16 protein-coding genes are annotated in these 14,619 nt (G+C 38.5%); 6 read left to right on the top strand and 10 right to left on the bottom strand.

What is annotated here, in order from left to right; all coding sequences use genetic code 11:
* Nucleotides 1-123 precede the first annotated feature (123 nt).
* Nucleotides 124-756: an MOSC domain-containing protein gene (locus HJC33_RS10290; RefSeq protein ID WP_171658741.1), complete on the top strand. Its 633-nt coding sequence runs from the start codon at nucleotides 124-126 to the stop codon at nucleotides 754-756.
* Between the two features lie 55 nt (nucleotides 757-811).
* Here HJC33_RS10290 and HJC33_RS10285 read toward each other — a convergent pair whose 3' ends face one another.
* Nucleotides 812-1,165, bottom strand: coding sequence for a hypothetical protein (locus HJC33_RS10285; protein ID WP_171658740.1), 354 nt, complete (start codon nucleotides 1,163-1,165; stop codon nucleotides 812-814).
* A gap of 210 nt (nucleotides 1,166-1,375) precedes the next feature.
* On the opposite strand from HJC33_RS10285, the gene HJC33_RS10280 reads away from it, so the two are divergent.
* Complete coding sequence (locus HJC33_RS10280; protein ID WP_171658739.1) at nucleotides 1,376-2,245, top strand: AraC family transcriptional regulator; 870 nt, start codon at nucleotides 1,376-1,378, stop codon at nucleotides 2,243-2,245.
* Nucleotides 2,246-2,842: an alpha-ketoglutarate-dependent dioxygenase AlkB family protein gene (locus HJC33_RS10275; RefSeq protein ID WP_171658738.1), complete on the top strand. Its 597-nt coding sequence runs from the start codon at nucleotides 2,246-2,248 to the stop codon at nucleotides 2,840-2,842.
* A 3-nt stretch (nucleotides 2,843-2,845) separates the two neighbouring features.
* On the opposite strand, the gene HJC33_RS10270 is transcribed toward HJC33_RS10275, so the two are convergent.
* Nucleotides 2,846-3,613, bottom strand: coding sequence for a S1/P1 nuclease (locus tag HJC33_RS10270; RefSeq protein ID WP_171658737.1), 768 nt, complete (start codon nucleotides 3,611-3,613; stop codon nucleotides 2,846-2,848).
* 167 nt (nucleotides 3,614-3,780) lie between these two features.
* Between HJC33_RS10270 and HJC33_RS10265 the strand changes: the two genes are divergently transcribed.
* The 3 genes from HJC33_RS10265 (at nucleotide 3,781) to HJC33_RS10255 (ending at nucleotide 8,034) form a co-directional block, all read left to right on the top strand.
* A complete protein-coding gene (locus HJC33_RS10265) occupies nucleotides 3,781-5,973 on the top strand; it encodes a DUF5916 domain-containing protein (RefSeq protein ID WP_171658736.1) in 2,193 nt (730 codons plus the stop codon).
* A 61-nt stretch (nucleotides 5,974-6,034) separates the two neighbouring features.
* Complete coding sequence (locus HJC33_RS10260; protein WP_171658735.1) at nucleotides 6,035-7,297, top strand: DUF819 family protein; 1,263 nt, start codon at nucleotides 6,035-6,037, stop codon at nucleotides 7,295-7,297.
* Between the two features lie 44 nt (nucleotides 7,298-7,341).
* Nucleotides 7,342-8,034, top strand: a complete 693-nt coding sequence (locus HJC33_RS10255; RefSeq protein ID WP_171658734.1) for a DUF4369 domain-containing protein — start codon at nucleotides 7,342-7,344, stop codon at nucleotides 8,032-8,034.
* Between the two features lie 3 nt (nucleotides 8,035-8,037).
* Here HJC33_RS10255 and HJC33_RS10250 read toward each other — a convergent pair whose 3' ends face one another.
* The 8 genes from HJC33_RS10250 to HJC33_RS10215 all read right to left on the bottom strand — a co-directional run.
* Nucleotides 8,038-8,310, bottom strand: coding sequence for a hypothetical protein (locus HJC33_RS10250; RefSeq protein ID WP_171658733.1), 273 nt, complete (start codon nucleotides 8,308-8,310; stop codon nucleotides 8,038-8,040).
* Nucleotides 8,311-8,334: 24 nt separating this feature from the next.
* Nucleotides 8,335-9,297: a type I phosphomannose isomerase catalytic subunit gene (locus tag HJC33_RS10245; protein WP_171658787.1), complete on the bottom strand. Its 963-nt coding sequence runs from the start codon at nucleotides 9,295-9,297 to the stop codon at nucleotides 8,335-8,337.
* Between the two features lie 12 nt (nucleotides 9,298-9,309).
* Nucleotides 9,310-9,717: a 6-pyruvoyl trahydropterin synthase family protein gene (locus HJC33_RS10240; protein ID WP_171658732.1), complete on the bottom strand. Its 408-nt coding sequence runs from the start codon at nucleotides 9,715-9,717 to the stop codon at nucleotides 9,310-9,312.
* Nucleotides 9,698-10,246: an isopentenyl-diphosphate Delta-isomerase gene (idi, locus tag HJC33_RS10235; RefSeq protein WP_171658731.1), complete on the bottom strand. Its 549-nt coding sequence runs from the start codon at nucleotides 10,244-10,246 to the stop codon at nucleotides 9,698-9,700. The genes HJC33_RS10240 and idi overlap by 20 nt, the downstream gene beginning before the upstream one ends.
* Before the next feature lie 57 nt (nucleotides 10,247-10,303).
* Nucleotides 10,304-11,236: a PorP/SprF family type IX secretion system membrane protein gene (locus tag HJC33_RS10230; protein ID WP_171658786.1), complete on the bottom strand. Its 933-nt coding sequence runs from the start codon at nucleotides 11,234-11,236 to the stop codon at nucleotides 10,304-10,306.
* Between the two features lie 28 nt (nucleotides 11,237-11,264).
* A complete protein-coding gene (locus HJC33_RS10225; protein ID WP_171658730.1) occupies nucleotides 11,265-13,307 on the bottom strand; it encodes a T9SS type B sorting domain-containing protein in 2,043 nt (680 codons plus the stop codon).
* Nucleotide 13,308: 1 nt separating this feature from the next.
* Nucleotides 13,309-13,932, bottom strand: a complete 624-nt coding sequence (locus tag HJC33_RS10220) for a hypothetical protein (protein WP_246245524.1) — start codon at nucleotides 13,930-13,932, stop codon at nucleotides 13,309-13,311.
* Between the two features lie 30 nt (nucleotides 13,933-13,962).
* Nucleotides 13,963-14,619, bottom strand: a 657-nt coding sequence (locus HJC33_RS10215; RefSeq protein WP_171658729.1) for a hypothetical protein, incomplete at its 5' end; no start/stop codon positions are given.

Raw genomic sequence — 14,619 nt, 5'->3', positions numbered from 1 at the left:
CAGACCATTTGGGTCTGTCTTTTTGTTTCAGCCAAAAATCTATCCAAGCACATCAATTGAAAAAAGAACCAAAAAATAGCATTTAAAAGTGTTATATCTAGCTATGGTTTTTTAATTTGTGGCATGGAAGTTATCTCTACCAATATTGCCATCCCCAAAAATGTACAGTGGAATGGCAAAAACATAATTACCGGAATTTTTAAATATCCAGTTCCCGAACCTATTGTTTTGGAATCAGAGAGCGTGGCTAAAGACACCATAGCTGACCGAAAGGTACATGGGGGAATTTATAAAGCATGCTATTTGTTTTCCTCAAATTATTATCCGTATTGGAAAGAAAAATATCCTGACCTGGATTGGAATTGGGGTATGTTTGGTGAAAATCTGACTATAAAAAACCTTGATGAGTCCAAATTAAGGATTGGCAATATCTACAGACTGGGCACTTCCCTAGTACAAATTAGTCAGCCAAGAGAACCCTGTTTTAAACTGGGAATAAGATTTGGAACCCAAGACATCCTAAAGGAATTCATAGACCATGGCTACCCAGGAACTTATGTTAAGGTACTGGAAATTGGAGAAGTGAAAACTGGTGATAGAATGGTTTTGGTTGAAGAATCTGAAAATTCACTGACCACTAGACAGTTTTATCAATTACTCTATACAAAGACCAAAGATATTTCTGTAATTCAACTGGCCATTGAGAATGAAGCCTTACCAGAGTACAAAAGGGAAAGACTCAAAAAGTATTTATAAAAGAAAAGGCCCATCCTAAGATGAGCCCCTTGCACTGAAAAATTAACTAAACAAACTATTGTACTGATACAGTCTCCTTGTAAGTGCCAGAATTGTCAATTACAACTACTGTATACTGATCTTCGTAAGCTTTTTCAAAATTGAATGCCTTCTCCACAACAACCTTTCCATCAACTGCTTCTTTGTAAACCAATCTTCCCTCGCTATCATATACTTTAAGGGTAACGGTTTCTTGAGTAAGGTTCAATAGATTCAAGAAAAGTTTATCTCCTTTCTTTACAAATACTGGATCTAGTTCAACCTTGATCAATTTCTTTTCTACCTCGCTTTTTGCAGGTCCATTTGCAACACCTACTGAAACTGACAATAGTAACGCTGCTACTGTAACATAATTCAAAACTGTTTTCATAACTACCGTTTTTTTAAGATTACAGGACAAAAGTATGGTGGAATAACACACAGAAACACCACCATTTTTTCCAGTTTCTATGCAATTTTAACCAAACAGGTATGTTAAGAGTATATTAAGGTTAAAATAGAATATATTTTGGTTAATTTTGCATATATGGAGGGGTTAAACCCTTGATAACTTTGTACCACCAAATTAAAATTGAATCTTATGACCCTAAAACCTGCTTTTGAGGCGATAGCGCCCAGTTTTGGTCACTCATTTACTTATCAGAAGTTTAGTGAAAGTAATGAGAACAAGAACAATGGCTGGCATTACCACCCAGAATTGGAGTTGGTATATGTTAATGGAGGTTCTGGAAAAAGACAGATAGGCAGTCATGTATCTTATTATAGGAATGGGGACCTTATGCTTATAGGTTCTAATTTACCACATTGTGGTTTTACGGATAAGCTTACAGGAAACAAGAGTGAGACACTTATTCAGATGAAGGCTGATTTTTTGGGAAGTGACTTTTTCAGCATTCCTGAAATGAAAAATATTCAAAAACTCTTTGAAGTGGCCAAAGGGGGAATTGCCTTTTCTGGAAAGACCAAAATGAAAGTAGGCGAGAAAATGGAAATTCTTGAATATCAAACCGATTTTCAACGTTTACTCTCCATCCTTAATATATTGAACCTGCTTGCAACTTCTGATGAGCTAAAAGTTTTAAATGGAGAAGGCTTTTCCATTGAAACGGAAGTAAAAGATAACGACCGTATCAATATTGTATTCAACCATGTCAAGGCCAACTTTAAAGAAGACATTAGTTTAGACCAAATTGCAGATATGGTAAGTATGACCGTTCCGTCTTTCTGTAGGTATTTCAAAAAAATTACCAATAAGACCTTTACTCAGTTTGTAAATGAGTACCGCCTTGTGCATGCTTCCAAACTTTTGGCAGAACAGCCAATTAGTATTACACAGGTATGCTATGACAGTGGTTTCAATAACTTTTCGCATTTTAATAAATCATTTAAAGCTTTTACAGGTCAAAATCCATCAGAATATAGGAATCAGCTAAAGACCGTTTTGAAATAAATGGGGCTGTTTTCTGAAAAACTAGTCCTAGATTTTCCTGACAGCAACATTATATATTACCCAAACTTTTTTTCCACGGAAAAAGCTGGTGTTCTTTTTGATATATTGAAACGCACCATTCCTTGGCAACAAGACTCCATAACCTTATTTGGAAAAACCCACTTGCAACCTAGGTTGACCGCGCTATATGGAAACAATGAAAAAAGCTATTCCTATTCCAACATTACCATGCATCCCAAAGAATTTACGGTAGAGTTGCTTCAAATAAAGGCTGCCATTGAAAAACAAGCCAATGTAGCTTTTACCACTTGTCTCCTAAACTACTATAGATCAGGGAAAGATAGTAATGGATGGCATTCAGATGATGAAAAGGAACTGGGTAAGAATCCTGTCATTGCTTCGGTCAGTTTTGGTGCAGAACGTTTTTTTCATTTGCGGCACAAAAACGACAAGACACAAAAACACAAACTTCTATTGGAACATGGCAGTCTTTTGATCATGCAAGGGCCAACCCAGCATTTTTGGCAGCATCAGATAGCAAAAACGGCCAAACCCATTGGTGAGCGCATTAACCTCACTTTTCGAGTTATCAAGTAAACCCTAGGCAAAAAGGTCGTTCAACACCTTTGCAAGTCGTAATCCACCCTTTTGCAATTGGGAAAACAGCACATTATTATATTTATAGGCATATTGATAGCCCAATTTCTCACCTACTTTTACCGAGTCATAAAGCTCTCCACATATTACATGTGATTCATCAACCCAATCATAAATGGTTCCTTGTTGGATTTCCTTTCGTTCTTTTCTTGAAATTTGGTCAAGTTCAGTGCCCAATTCAGTATAGGTCATCCCATAAGATTCAATAAGGTTTTTATCCCAGACCCTATGCAAATTGCTTCCTTCACCAAACCACTGTACCTGAATATCATTACCTCCTTTGTCCTCTGCCCTACTGGCATGCATGGGCTGATGCAGATCTCCAATCAAATGAACAAGCATTTTTAAATAAAAAACTCGGTCTTGTCTGCTATTGTTCTTGTTTTTGACTTTGTCAATGCAGGTTTCTATGGCTACAATAATATCTCCGTATTTACTTTTTTCGGAATCCGCGTAGTTCATCCCCAAAGGGTAGTTTACATAATGCCATGCCGAAAATTTAGAAAAGGAACGGTCAGCTTTGATTTCATCAGCGTATGTTGAAACAAATGCCAAACTATGGCCATCCAATAAATCATTTAATGCCCTCTTAGCTTTTCCCGTCAAATGCTGTTGTGCTATATGTCCGGTAACACGATGTCCCGTTTGCCCCCAATAATTTCCGTAAGTCAAAAGCGGTAACAGTAACAGTAGAGTAACTATTTTCTTCATGATTGATGATTTTTCCAAAAGTAGAAAACTGGAAACAAACTCAATAAAAAATATGTGCTGAATATGATTTATAAGATATTTTATTTGAACAAACTAACCCCTGCAAAGTTTTGGGATTTTTTTAACGAAGCTTCGTCTTAAATTTGAGCGACTAATTCAAATAACCAATGCTCAAACTCCGTATTGTACTTGCTACAACGCTATTCCCTATTTTATTTTTTGCCCAGACTAAGTCATTTACTGTAAAATATATAGATCAGCCCATTCAGATAGATGGTGTTTTGGATGAATCTGTTTGGGAAATTGCCGAAAGTGCACATGACTTCCAACAATATTTCCCTTCCGATTCCACATTGGCGATTCAACAGACAGACATTAAAATGTTGTATGATGCCAACACACTATATATTGGGATAAAATTGAACACGGAAGGCACAGATTACGTAATACCCTCTCTTCAAAGAGATTATAGAGCCGGTGGTAACGATAACATTAGTTTGTTGTTTGACACTTTTAATGATGGAACCAATGCATTCCTCTTCGGAATGAACCCATATGGTGTCCGTAGAGAAGCACTAATTTCCAACGGGGGAATTGATTTGAGAGGTTTTACGACTTCTTGGGATGTAAAATGGCGCGGAGAATCCAAAATACACGAAGACCATTACATCTGTGAAATGGCCATTCCATTAACTTCCTTCAAATTTAAACAAGGAACCACCAAATGGCGCTTCAATAGCTATCGATTTGATATGCAAACCAATGAAACCAGCACTTGGATGGAAATCCCGCAAAACCAGTTCATTTTTGGTTTGGCCTTTATGGGCGATATGGTTTTTGAAAAACCTCTTGGAAAATCTAGAACTCCAATGGCAATTATCCCATATGTAAATGGTATAGTGGGAAAGGATTTTGAGAACAATGAAAACTTAAATGATTTCAGTTTTGGAGGAGATGCCAAGTTTTCCATTGGAAATGGCATGAATTTGGACGTTACCATAAACCCTGATTTCTCCAACGTGGAAGTAGATAATTTCGTTACCAATCTCACTCGTTTTGAAGTTTCCCTTCCAGAAAGACGCCAATTTTTTATTGACAATAGCGATCTCTTTGGCTCTTTCGGAAATGAAAGGGATTCCAATCCATTTTTTTCAAGAAGAATCGGCATAGCTGAAGATTTGGATGGTGAAACCATTGAAAACGGTATTATTGGCGGGGTTCGACTAAGTGGCAAACTAAATGAAAATTGGAGACTGGGGTTACTCAACATTCAAACTGAGGAAGATGAGGAAAATGAAATTCCGAGTAATAACAATACCGTTTTCGCCCTTCAAAAAAAGATGTTTTCGCGTTCCAATCTCAGTTTCATTTTCGTGAACAGGCAAACCTTTGGGGATTATGATTTTTTAGAGGATATGGACCGTTATAATCGTGTTCTGGGTCTAGATTATAATTTAGCCTCCTCAGATAATACTTGGACGGGCAAATTTTTCTATCACAAGTCCTTTGCGCATGAAATTGGAGACCGCAATGATGCCGGTGGTATTGACCTTAGATACAACTCGCGCTTTTTAAATCTAGGCCTTAGAAGCAATTTTGTAGGGAATGATTTTCGTTCTGATCTTGGTTTTGTAAGAAGGGAAGATATTGTAGCCGCCAGACCTTTTGTGGAACTCAACTTTTGGCCAAAAAAAGGTAACCTAAACTTTCATGGGTTTCGTTTTGGGCCAAATGCCATTTGGAGACCTACGCTAGATTATAAAAATACCGACTACGCCATTTTTACGAGCTGGAGCGCTCAATTTAAAACCCAAGAAGAATTCTCAGCCCGTATGTTCAACAGATTCACATACCTAACTGATTCGTTTGACCCAACTGATACGGATGGAGGCACGGAACTTCCTGCAAACCAAGGCTACTATTATACCGGTTTTGAGGTTGAATTTCAGAGTGACCGTCGCAAAACATTTTCATATACCCTTGAACCCGGGTATGGAGATTTTTATAATGGTACCCGATTTTCTTTTGAAGGTGATATGAGTCTACGTCTACAACCCAAAGTCTTTCTTTCACTTGGGTTGAACTATGATAGCATTAAACTTCCAGAACCTTATGAAAGTGCGGATATTTGGTTGGTCAGTCCAAGAATCAATTTAACTTTTAGCAAATCCATATTTTGGTCCACTTTGATTCAATATAGCAACCAAAGAGATAATTTGGGCTTTAATTCACGGTTACAATGGCGATTTGCGCCACTTTCAGACTTATTCTTGGTATATAATGACAACTACTTTGTCAACAGTTTTATGCCAAGAAACCGCTCTATCAACTTAAAGCTAACCTATTGGTTGAACATCTAATTTCATAAGGCAAGCCCATTTTTGATTTTGCTATATTTGGAACTTTAGCCATATAAATCTTATGAACCAACTACCCTTTACAGAGGATACCGTTATTTTTGGTCTTCTTTGTCTTTGCCTAGGCTTTGTATTTTATACCTCCGCGCTTCAATCAACATTTTGGAAAAAATTCTACACCATTGTGCCTACTGTGCTCATGTGTTATCTCCTGCCTGCTTTATTGGCAAGTTTTGGAGTAGTTGACGAATCTTCTTCTCAAACCTATTATGTTGCCAGCAGGTATCTTTTGCCAGCAGCACTTATTTTAATGACTTTGAGCATAGACCTTAAGGCAATCATAAATTTAGGGTCCAAAGCCTTGATCATGTTCTTGACCGGCACCGTAGGGATAATCATTGGCGGGCCTATTGCCATTTTGATTGTTTCCATCTTCTCACCTGAAACAGTGGGAGGAGCAGGTGTAGATGCAGTTTGGAGAGGTTTGGCCACCATAGCCGGAAGTTGGATTGGCGGAGGGGCCAACCAGGCCGCCATGCTGGAAGTTTTCCAATTCAATCAAGAAAAATATGGTGGAATGGTGTTAATCGATATCGTCGTGGCCAATATTTGGATGGCCATACTTTTATTGGGCATTGGCAAAACCAAAAAAATTGATGCATGGCTCCAAGCTGACACCTCATCTATTGAAGAGTTAAAGGAAAAAGTATCTACCCATACCAAAAAAATAGCTCGGGTAACCACACTTCCTGATTTTATCATGATGCTGTTCTTTGCTTTTGCCGGAGTTGGGATTGCCCATTTTTTAGGAAGCCACTTTGCAGAATTTTTAGAAAGTAATTTTGAAGCTATCCGCAACAAGGAAAAAATCCTTTCTTCTTTGGGTTCCAAATTCTTATGGATGGTAGTTTTTGCCACAGCCATTGGCATAGGTCTTTCTTTTACTAAAGCCAAAAACTACGAAGGGGCGGGCGCCAGTAAAATTGGGGGCATGTTCATTTATATTTTAGTAGCCACAATTGGTATGAAAATGGATTTGGGAAGGGTTATGGAAAATCCAGGGTTGATAGCCATAGGTCTTATTTGGATAACCATTCATGCTGGTTTGCTAATATTAGTGGCCAAACTCATTAAAGCCCCTTACTTCTTTCTTGCCGTGGGCAGTCAAGCCAATGTTGGGGGTGCTGCATCTGCACCTGTGGTAGCAGCAGAGTTTCATCCTTCATTGACTTCTGTCGGAATCCTTTTAGCTGTTTTTGGGTACGTAGTGGGAACTGCAGGTGCTTATATTTGTGCTCTTTTGATGGAAGTCGCTTCCAAAGTTTAACTATTCAGAAAGTTTACAGATATTTGTCTCGCAAATTTTTAACAATGAAGAGGATTTTATTTGTATTGTCAGTTGGATTGATGGTTTTCTCCTGCGAAAAGAATACCGAGAACACCATGACCGTATCTGGAAACATCAAAGGTTTAAAAAAAGGCACTTTGTTCTTGCAACAGTTCAAGGATTCTTCGTTGGTTTCCTTGGATTCACTTGAAATTAAAGGTGATGGTGCGTTCAGCTTTTCCAAAGAAGTATCAGAACCAGATGTTTTCTATCTCTATCTGGACAAAAAGGACAATAACGATATTAATGACAGAATTATTTTCTTTGGTGAACCTGGAGAAATAAACATCAATACTTACTGGAACACTTTTGATATGGATCCCAAAATCTCAGGATCGGTTTCTCATGAAAAGCTTGTGGAATTCAATAAAATGGTGTCCCAGTTCAATATCAAAGATCTACAATTGTCCCAAGAAGCTTTGCTTCCGAAATATCAAGAGGATTCCTTGGCGATGGATTCCATTCAAAAGAAAATGGATCAAAACATTTTAAACCGCTATCGTTATGCCATTAATTTTGGTTTGAACAACGGCGATTCTTACACAACACCATACCTTATGCTCAATGCTGCCAAAGAAGCCAATCCTAAATATTTGGATTCAGTCTACAAGGCATTGACCCCAGAAGTGGCGGCTTCAAAATACGGTGTGGCTCTAAAAGAACTCTTGGAAAAATAAGATTTATACAGACAACTTATTGAATTCTTCAACAAGTTCGGTCGCCTTTTCTTCCAATTGGTTTCTGATATCCTTGAAGTGAGTTTTGGGATTCTCCACTTCTTTTTGGTGTATTTTGTCCATGAGTTCATCAAAAACGGCAATGGCCTTATCTATGATAACGGTGCCTTCCTCTGATTCTTTTTTACCGGAACCGGCTTCCCAGATGTACACTGCTTCAATAATGTCTCCCAAAACAAAATTGACGTCCTTTTTTAAATCGCGAATACTTGGCATGCTAGTGTTTTTTCAAATTTACTATTAAATGGTCACTTCCAAAAGTTTAGCTCCCGCTGTATCTATTTTTATAATATTGCTGGAAGCTGGAATCAAAATAGTTTCCCCTTTACCGATAGTGGCAGTTCCAAAATCATTGGATATCTCCGCTTTACCGCCAACACACATATAAATGGTGAAGGAATCACGTTCAGTTACATCTTGGTCCATTCCCTCCGTCAACTCCATAAAATTAGTGTTGAAATAAGGACATTCCACCATAGTGTTCACCGCATCTGTATCATGGGAATACGCCACCTTGAAATCATCCTTTTGGGTATAGTCTATCGCATCCAAAGCTAATTCTGTATGCAATTCCCTAAGATTTCCATTTTTATCCCTCCTATTGAAATCAAACACTCTATAGGTGATATCCGAAGTTTGCTGAATCTCTGCCAAAAGCACTCCTGCACCAATGGCATGTATTTTTCCTGTATTGATGAAAAACGTATCCCCTTCTGTAACTTCTTCGTAGTTCAATAAATCCAATAGGGTATCATCTTCCAAACTTTGGGCATATTCTTTCTTATCCACATCCTTGTTGAAGCCAACAATCAATTTGGCCCCTGGGTCTGCATCCATAATGTACCACATTTCTGTTTTTCCAAAGGAATTATGCCTTTCCTTGGCCAATTCATCATTGGGATGCAATTGAATGGAAAGGTCTTGCTTGGCATCAATAAATTTGATGAGAATAGGAAAATCTTTTCCAAATCTCTCCACCACACTCTTACCGAGCAAGGCTTCTCCATATTTAGCAATAAGCTCTTGCAACGAATTTCCTTGCAAAGACCCATTGGCAACCTCAGAGATATCTCCATCCACTCCAGAAAGTTCCCAACTTTCACCGGTGATATCACTTTCAATGGGTTTATGCAATACGTCTTTAAGTTTTATTCCTCCCCAAAGACGTTCTTTGAGGATAGGTTTAAATTTTAAGGGGTAAATGTCCATTATGTATTATCCTGAATAAGTCACAAAATTACGTGGAGTTTCATATAAGGTAACCTCCAATTCCTTTTCGTTGGCGATATGCGGTCTAAGTTTGTTCCAAATTACAATGGCAATGTTCTCTGCCGTTGGATTCAAATCCTTGAATTCTGGAACTTCAATATTTAGATTTTTATGGTCCAAAGCATCTTCAACCTGAGCTTTAATCAATTCCTTGAGTACTTTAAGGTCCATAACAAAACCTGTCTCTTGATCAATTTCCCCGGTTACGCTTACAATCAATTCATAATTATGTCCGTGAAAATTGGGGTTGTTGCACTTTCCAAAAACAGTTTGGTTTTGATCATCGTCCCAATCTGGTCGATACAGTCGATGCGCAGCATTGAAACTGGCCTTTCTACTTACCTTTACCTTCATTGTTCTGATATTTTATAGGTAGATGGTCGTAGAACCGTTCAAAAATTATCTTGAACCATGCTGTATAATGATCGGGGTTACTGGCAATATCATTTTTGATATCTTCTGGGAACATCCATTTCCAGTTCTCCACTTCATCAGTATTGATATTAGGTGATTCATTATAGGTGCCAATCATTACATGATCCAATTCATGCTCTGTCAACCCATTATCAAAAGGTGCTTTGTAAATGAATGAAAACAACTCCGTGAGTTCAGTGGTAAAACCCATTTCTTCCAAAAGTCTACGTTTACCAGCTTCTACATTGCGCTCTCCATCTCTTTGATGGCTGCAACAGGTATTGGTCCATAACAATGGGGAATGATATTTATCCCTGGCTCTTTGTTGGAGCATGGTTTCTCCTTTATCATTCATGATAAAAACCGAAAAAGCCCTGTGGAGAACAGCTTTCTCATGGGCTTCCATTTTTGGCATTAATCCAATGGGTTCATCAGCTTCATTGACCAATATCACATTTTCCTCTTTCATGAGGTAAAAATATGATGTTTATGGGGAATTCTATTAAAAGAGATTTCTAAATTGTTCCTAAAAGAAACGAGGAGATTTCAAATTACCAATGTTTCGGATGAAATCATACCTAAAAATCACCTCAAAAGAGCCATCATTGAAGGTAGCGGCCCCTAAATCTGTAGTTTCACGGTCATAGGCTAGACCGATAAACATTTCATCTGACAGTCTAAACCCAACAAGGCCACTAAAAGCGGCATCCCAACGGTAAGCCAAACCACCAACAAATTTTTCATTGAACATGAAATTGGCTGAAACATCAACTTGTAAAGGCGCTCCTTGAACACCTTTGGTCAATAATGTTGGCTTAAACTTGAGAAATGGATTGATATCCCAAACATATCCTGTAATCAAATATAAATTGATCTGTTCTTTTGCTGTAGATATGGAAGATTCATCAAAATGAGTGGTTTCCAAAATTCGAGGAGCGGAAAGTCCTGCATAAAAACGTTCTGTATGATAATATACCCCGGCACCGATATTTGGAGAGAATTTGTTCTGTATGTCTTGTTGAGATTGTAACTGTGGATCTACTTCAAACTCATCCAATTCTGAGTATCTAATATCCAACATATGGGCACTGGCCTTTAGGCCAAAACTTAATTTTCCTTCAAAAGAAGTTTGGATGGTATAGGAGAAATCAACATCGAAATAGGTTTCTGAGGTAGGTCCAATTTTATCATTAACCACAGAAAGTCCCAAACCTACCCCTCTATACCCCATTGGAGTATGAATATTCAAGGTTTGTGTTTCAGGAGCTCCATCTAATCCCAACCATTGGTTGCGATATAGGGCCGCGATACTCAAATGTCCCCTAGAACCTGCATAAGCAGGGTTAACACTTACAGTATTGTACATATACTGGGTATATTGCGCATCTTGCTGGGCATGTATACCAATACTCATCCCCAATGCCACAAGGAAACCTAACCTTTTAACTATTTTCTTCAATTTTTTACGCTCCACAGTAACACTTGGTTTATCTATTAATGTATAGGTAACCGGACAGTTGTTTCATATTTCCATTCAGGTCTTCGTAATCTATTATATAGAAATACGTACCTACAGGGAGTTTATTGTCCTTGTCCACAGTTACCCTTCCTTCGGATGTGCCATCAAAGACATTTCCGGCAGTGTTGTATGCTCTGGTCACGTATACCTGCACACCCCACCTATTGTAAATCTTTACTGTGTTGTTTGGATAATTTTCAAGATTATTGATAGTCAGCACATCGTGCACTCCATCACCATTGGGCGTTATAACATTTATGACGTCAATTGGATCCACTTGGGATTCTCCAAGGTCGGAATCTAGATAATTTGGCATGCCATCTTCGTCTGAGTCATCGTTGGCATAATTTCCATCTTCATTCAAGTCCTCATCTATAGTTTCAATACCATCATCATCATCATCAGAATCCCTGAAATCTGGAATTCCATCTGAATCTGTATCCATTAAATCTGTATCTGGATTATCAAATTCATCATTTACATCTATATCGATCACTGTACCTCCTTCAAAAGCATCATCCAAACCATCATTATCTTTATCCGAACCAACAAACACAACGTCAGCAATTCCGTCTTGGTCTTGGTCATGGCCTTCAATAGCATCTGGCACATTGTCATCATCACTATCATCATCCACATAATCTGGAATACCATCACCTTCTGAATCCATAGGAATCAAACCAACATTACCTCCATTTTCGTAAGCGTCATCTAAGCCATTATCATTGGCATCTGTGCCTGTAGGAGCAATATAGCCTAGTGCTGGCTGAGCTTCAACATTATCGGGAATTCCATCATTATCGCTATCTATATCCAAATAGTCAGGAATTCCATCTGCATCCGTATCTGTTGGATCAGTTGATGGATCATCATCCAGATCTATATTTAAATCTTCAAATGCATCTACGATACCGTCATTGTCAGCGTCAAGATTTGTACTTGGCTCATTGGTTAGAATTGTAATTGTTGCCGTATCACAGTTTCCATTGGAATCACAAACTGTATAGTCAAAAGAGTCGGTTCCTATAAATCCTGGATTTGGAACATAGGTAATATCATCATCGGATGGATTATTGGCAGTTCCACCATCATTTAAAATAACTGTACCGTTTACTGGATCGGTTGCTGTTATGGTACCCAGCGTGGGAATATCATTGTCGTTACTTGCCCATGCTATATCGATGGACACATTCTCCTCAGTAGTTGTTGAATCGTCAAACGTATCCACTATTGGAAGCACATCTACAGTAACGGTTGCTGTGCTACAGGCTCCAAAAGCATTACATACGGTGTAATCAAAAGTATCGGTTCCGTTGAAATCAGCATCAGGAGTATAGGTCACAATATCATCTGATGGGTCATTTGCTGTTCCATTATCATCAATCGAAACTGAACCATTGGATGGGTCTGTGGTGGTTAAGGTACCATCTGTCGGCAAATCAGAATCATTGTCAAAAATCGGTACAATAACAAAATCATCTTCATCCACAGCCACTACATCATCAACCAAGTTTCCAGCTTGACTCATACAAACTACCGTAAAACGTGGAAGATCACTGGCATTCCCAGCTTTTGTAATTGTTGCCGTATATCGAACAACCGTAGTGGAACTGGTAACTGTAGGTTGGGTTTGGTCTCCACTTACCGCTGGATTCCAACTTACCGTAGCCCCAGAGGGAATACTTGCTGAAATGTCCAAAGTGACCTCATTATCTGGTGCGGTACAGTCTGTTAAAATAAAATAACCTGTTGCATTTGACCCACAAAGCGTACCATCGTAAGTTGCAAAGTAAACCCCGGGTTGAGTCGCCTCATAGAAAGAATTAGTCCCTAAAACATTTCCTAAATCTGAAGCTTCAAACCACTGGTAGTTACTTTCATCTCCACTATTTGGAGCTTGTAGCAAAAACTGGGCAGTTGCAAGATTTGATGCCAATAATAATATCAGCAATCCAAAAAATAAAGACTTATATGGGGTTCTTGGTTTCAAATCTTTTTCAGTCTTTATCATTCTATTTTACTACAAAAACTACATTTATTAATGAATTGTAATCTGCAGGTTGACCAATGATATCATAACTCATCAATCCATTATCGTCTATACTTATATTGGCAAAAACTGCTGGGTCAAAAAATGTAACATAATAATCCAATTCATTTGCGTTATAAACCGGAATGGCAGAAGGTGCCGAAGGGTTCTTTACCATACTTGCAGATGCATATTGATTGGTATATTCCGTATAGAGGTTTATTGAAAAAGTACCATTTACTGATGCATCAATGGCAATTGATGGAGGATAGAAGACTCTTCCTGCTTTTGATGTGATTGGAGCCATAGCTTGAATCACATCTTCCACAGTTGCTTCCGTTGTAGAATCTCCATCAACATCTACTGGAGTATCCGTATTTACTTCAGATGAAGTTTGGTCATCCGTAGAAGCTACCCATCCTGAGCTCGTATACATGTACACTTGCTGGTCATCAGTATTGAAAATGGAGGAACCTATATTTGGTGAAATAACACCGGTCATTTCAGCAGTGGTCAACTGAGGTAAACTTGGTATGGAAGTCCCTTCAATTTGTGCTTTTGCCGAAAAGGATACAATCAGTCCTATTATTAGAAGATATCTTTTCATCACTTCGTCTTTGCTTTAGTTTGGTTGTTTTTAGTTAGGTAGAGTTATCACGGTAAACATGAATTCCAAATCAATATCATCTTTCTGCGTAGCGCCATTATCACTATCTCCGATATTTACCTTAAATCCAGATGTTTGTTGATCATAATAGCTGATACCTGGGTCATCATAATCCGCTCCTGTATTTCCAGGACAATCTCCTCCACAATCCAATGTCACCAGCTGTATGATATAATTTGCGTTTCCGAGTGCTGAGGTAAATGTAATTTGATAATCACCTTCATTTATTCTTGAAACTGTGGCTTGATAAATAGCAGCAGCCGTTCCATCTCCATTGATTTTTCCGCTGGAATAAATTATTGGCATATTCAAGAATGCACCTCCATCGCTTCCCACAGAAATTTGGTTATTGGCATCTGTACTTACCACATTTGCAGTCTCTGGAGTCCCTCCATCCTCATCGGTATAACTTATTACACCTGTAGAAGTATTTTGTGAAAGACTTGTTACGGTCTCATTAATGTCTACGGATGCAATACCTGCTTCCGAAATTGTCGCAATCCTATTTCCACTGACAGTATTGGTTACACTTACATCATCATCTGCTACAGCAGCGAGCTCCGCATCGGTGGCGAAGGTACCGTCCAAATCCTGGCTCAGCGTACCGCCGGCATCCGTCACCGTGAT

Origin of the sequence: Flagellimonas amphidinii, assembly GCF_013090115.1 — a bacterium.
In the GTDB taxonomy this organism is placed as follows: domain Bacteria; phylum Bacteroidota; class Bacteroidia; order Flavobacteriales; family Flavobacteriaceae; genus Flagellimonas; species Flagellimonas amphidinii.
The sequence above is the reverse complement of the archived record's forward strand: the minus strand, read 5'-3'. Positions and strand labels throughout refer to the sequence as shown.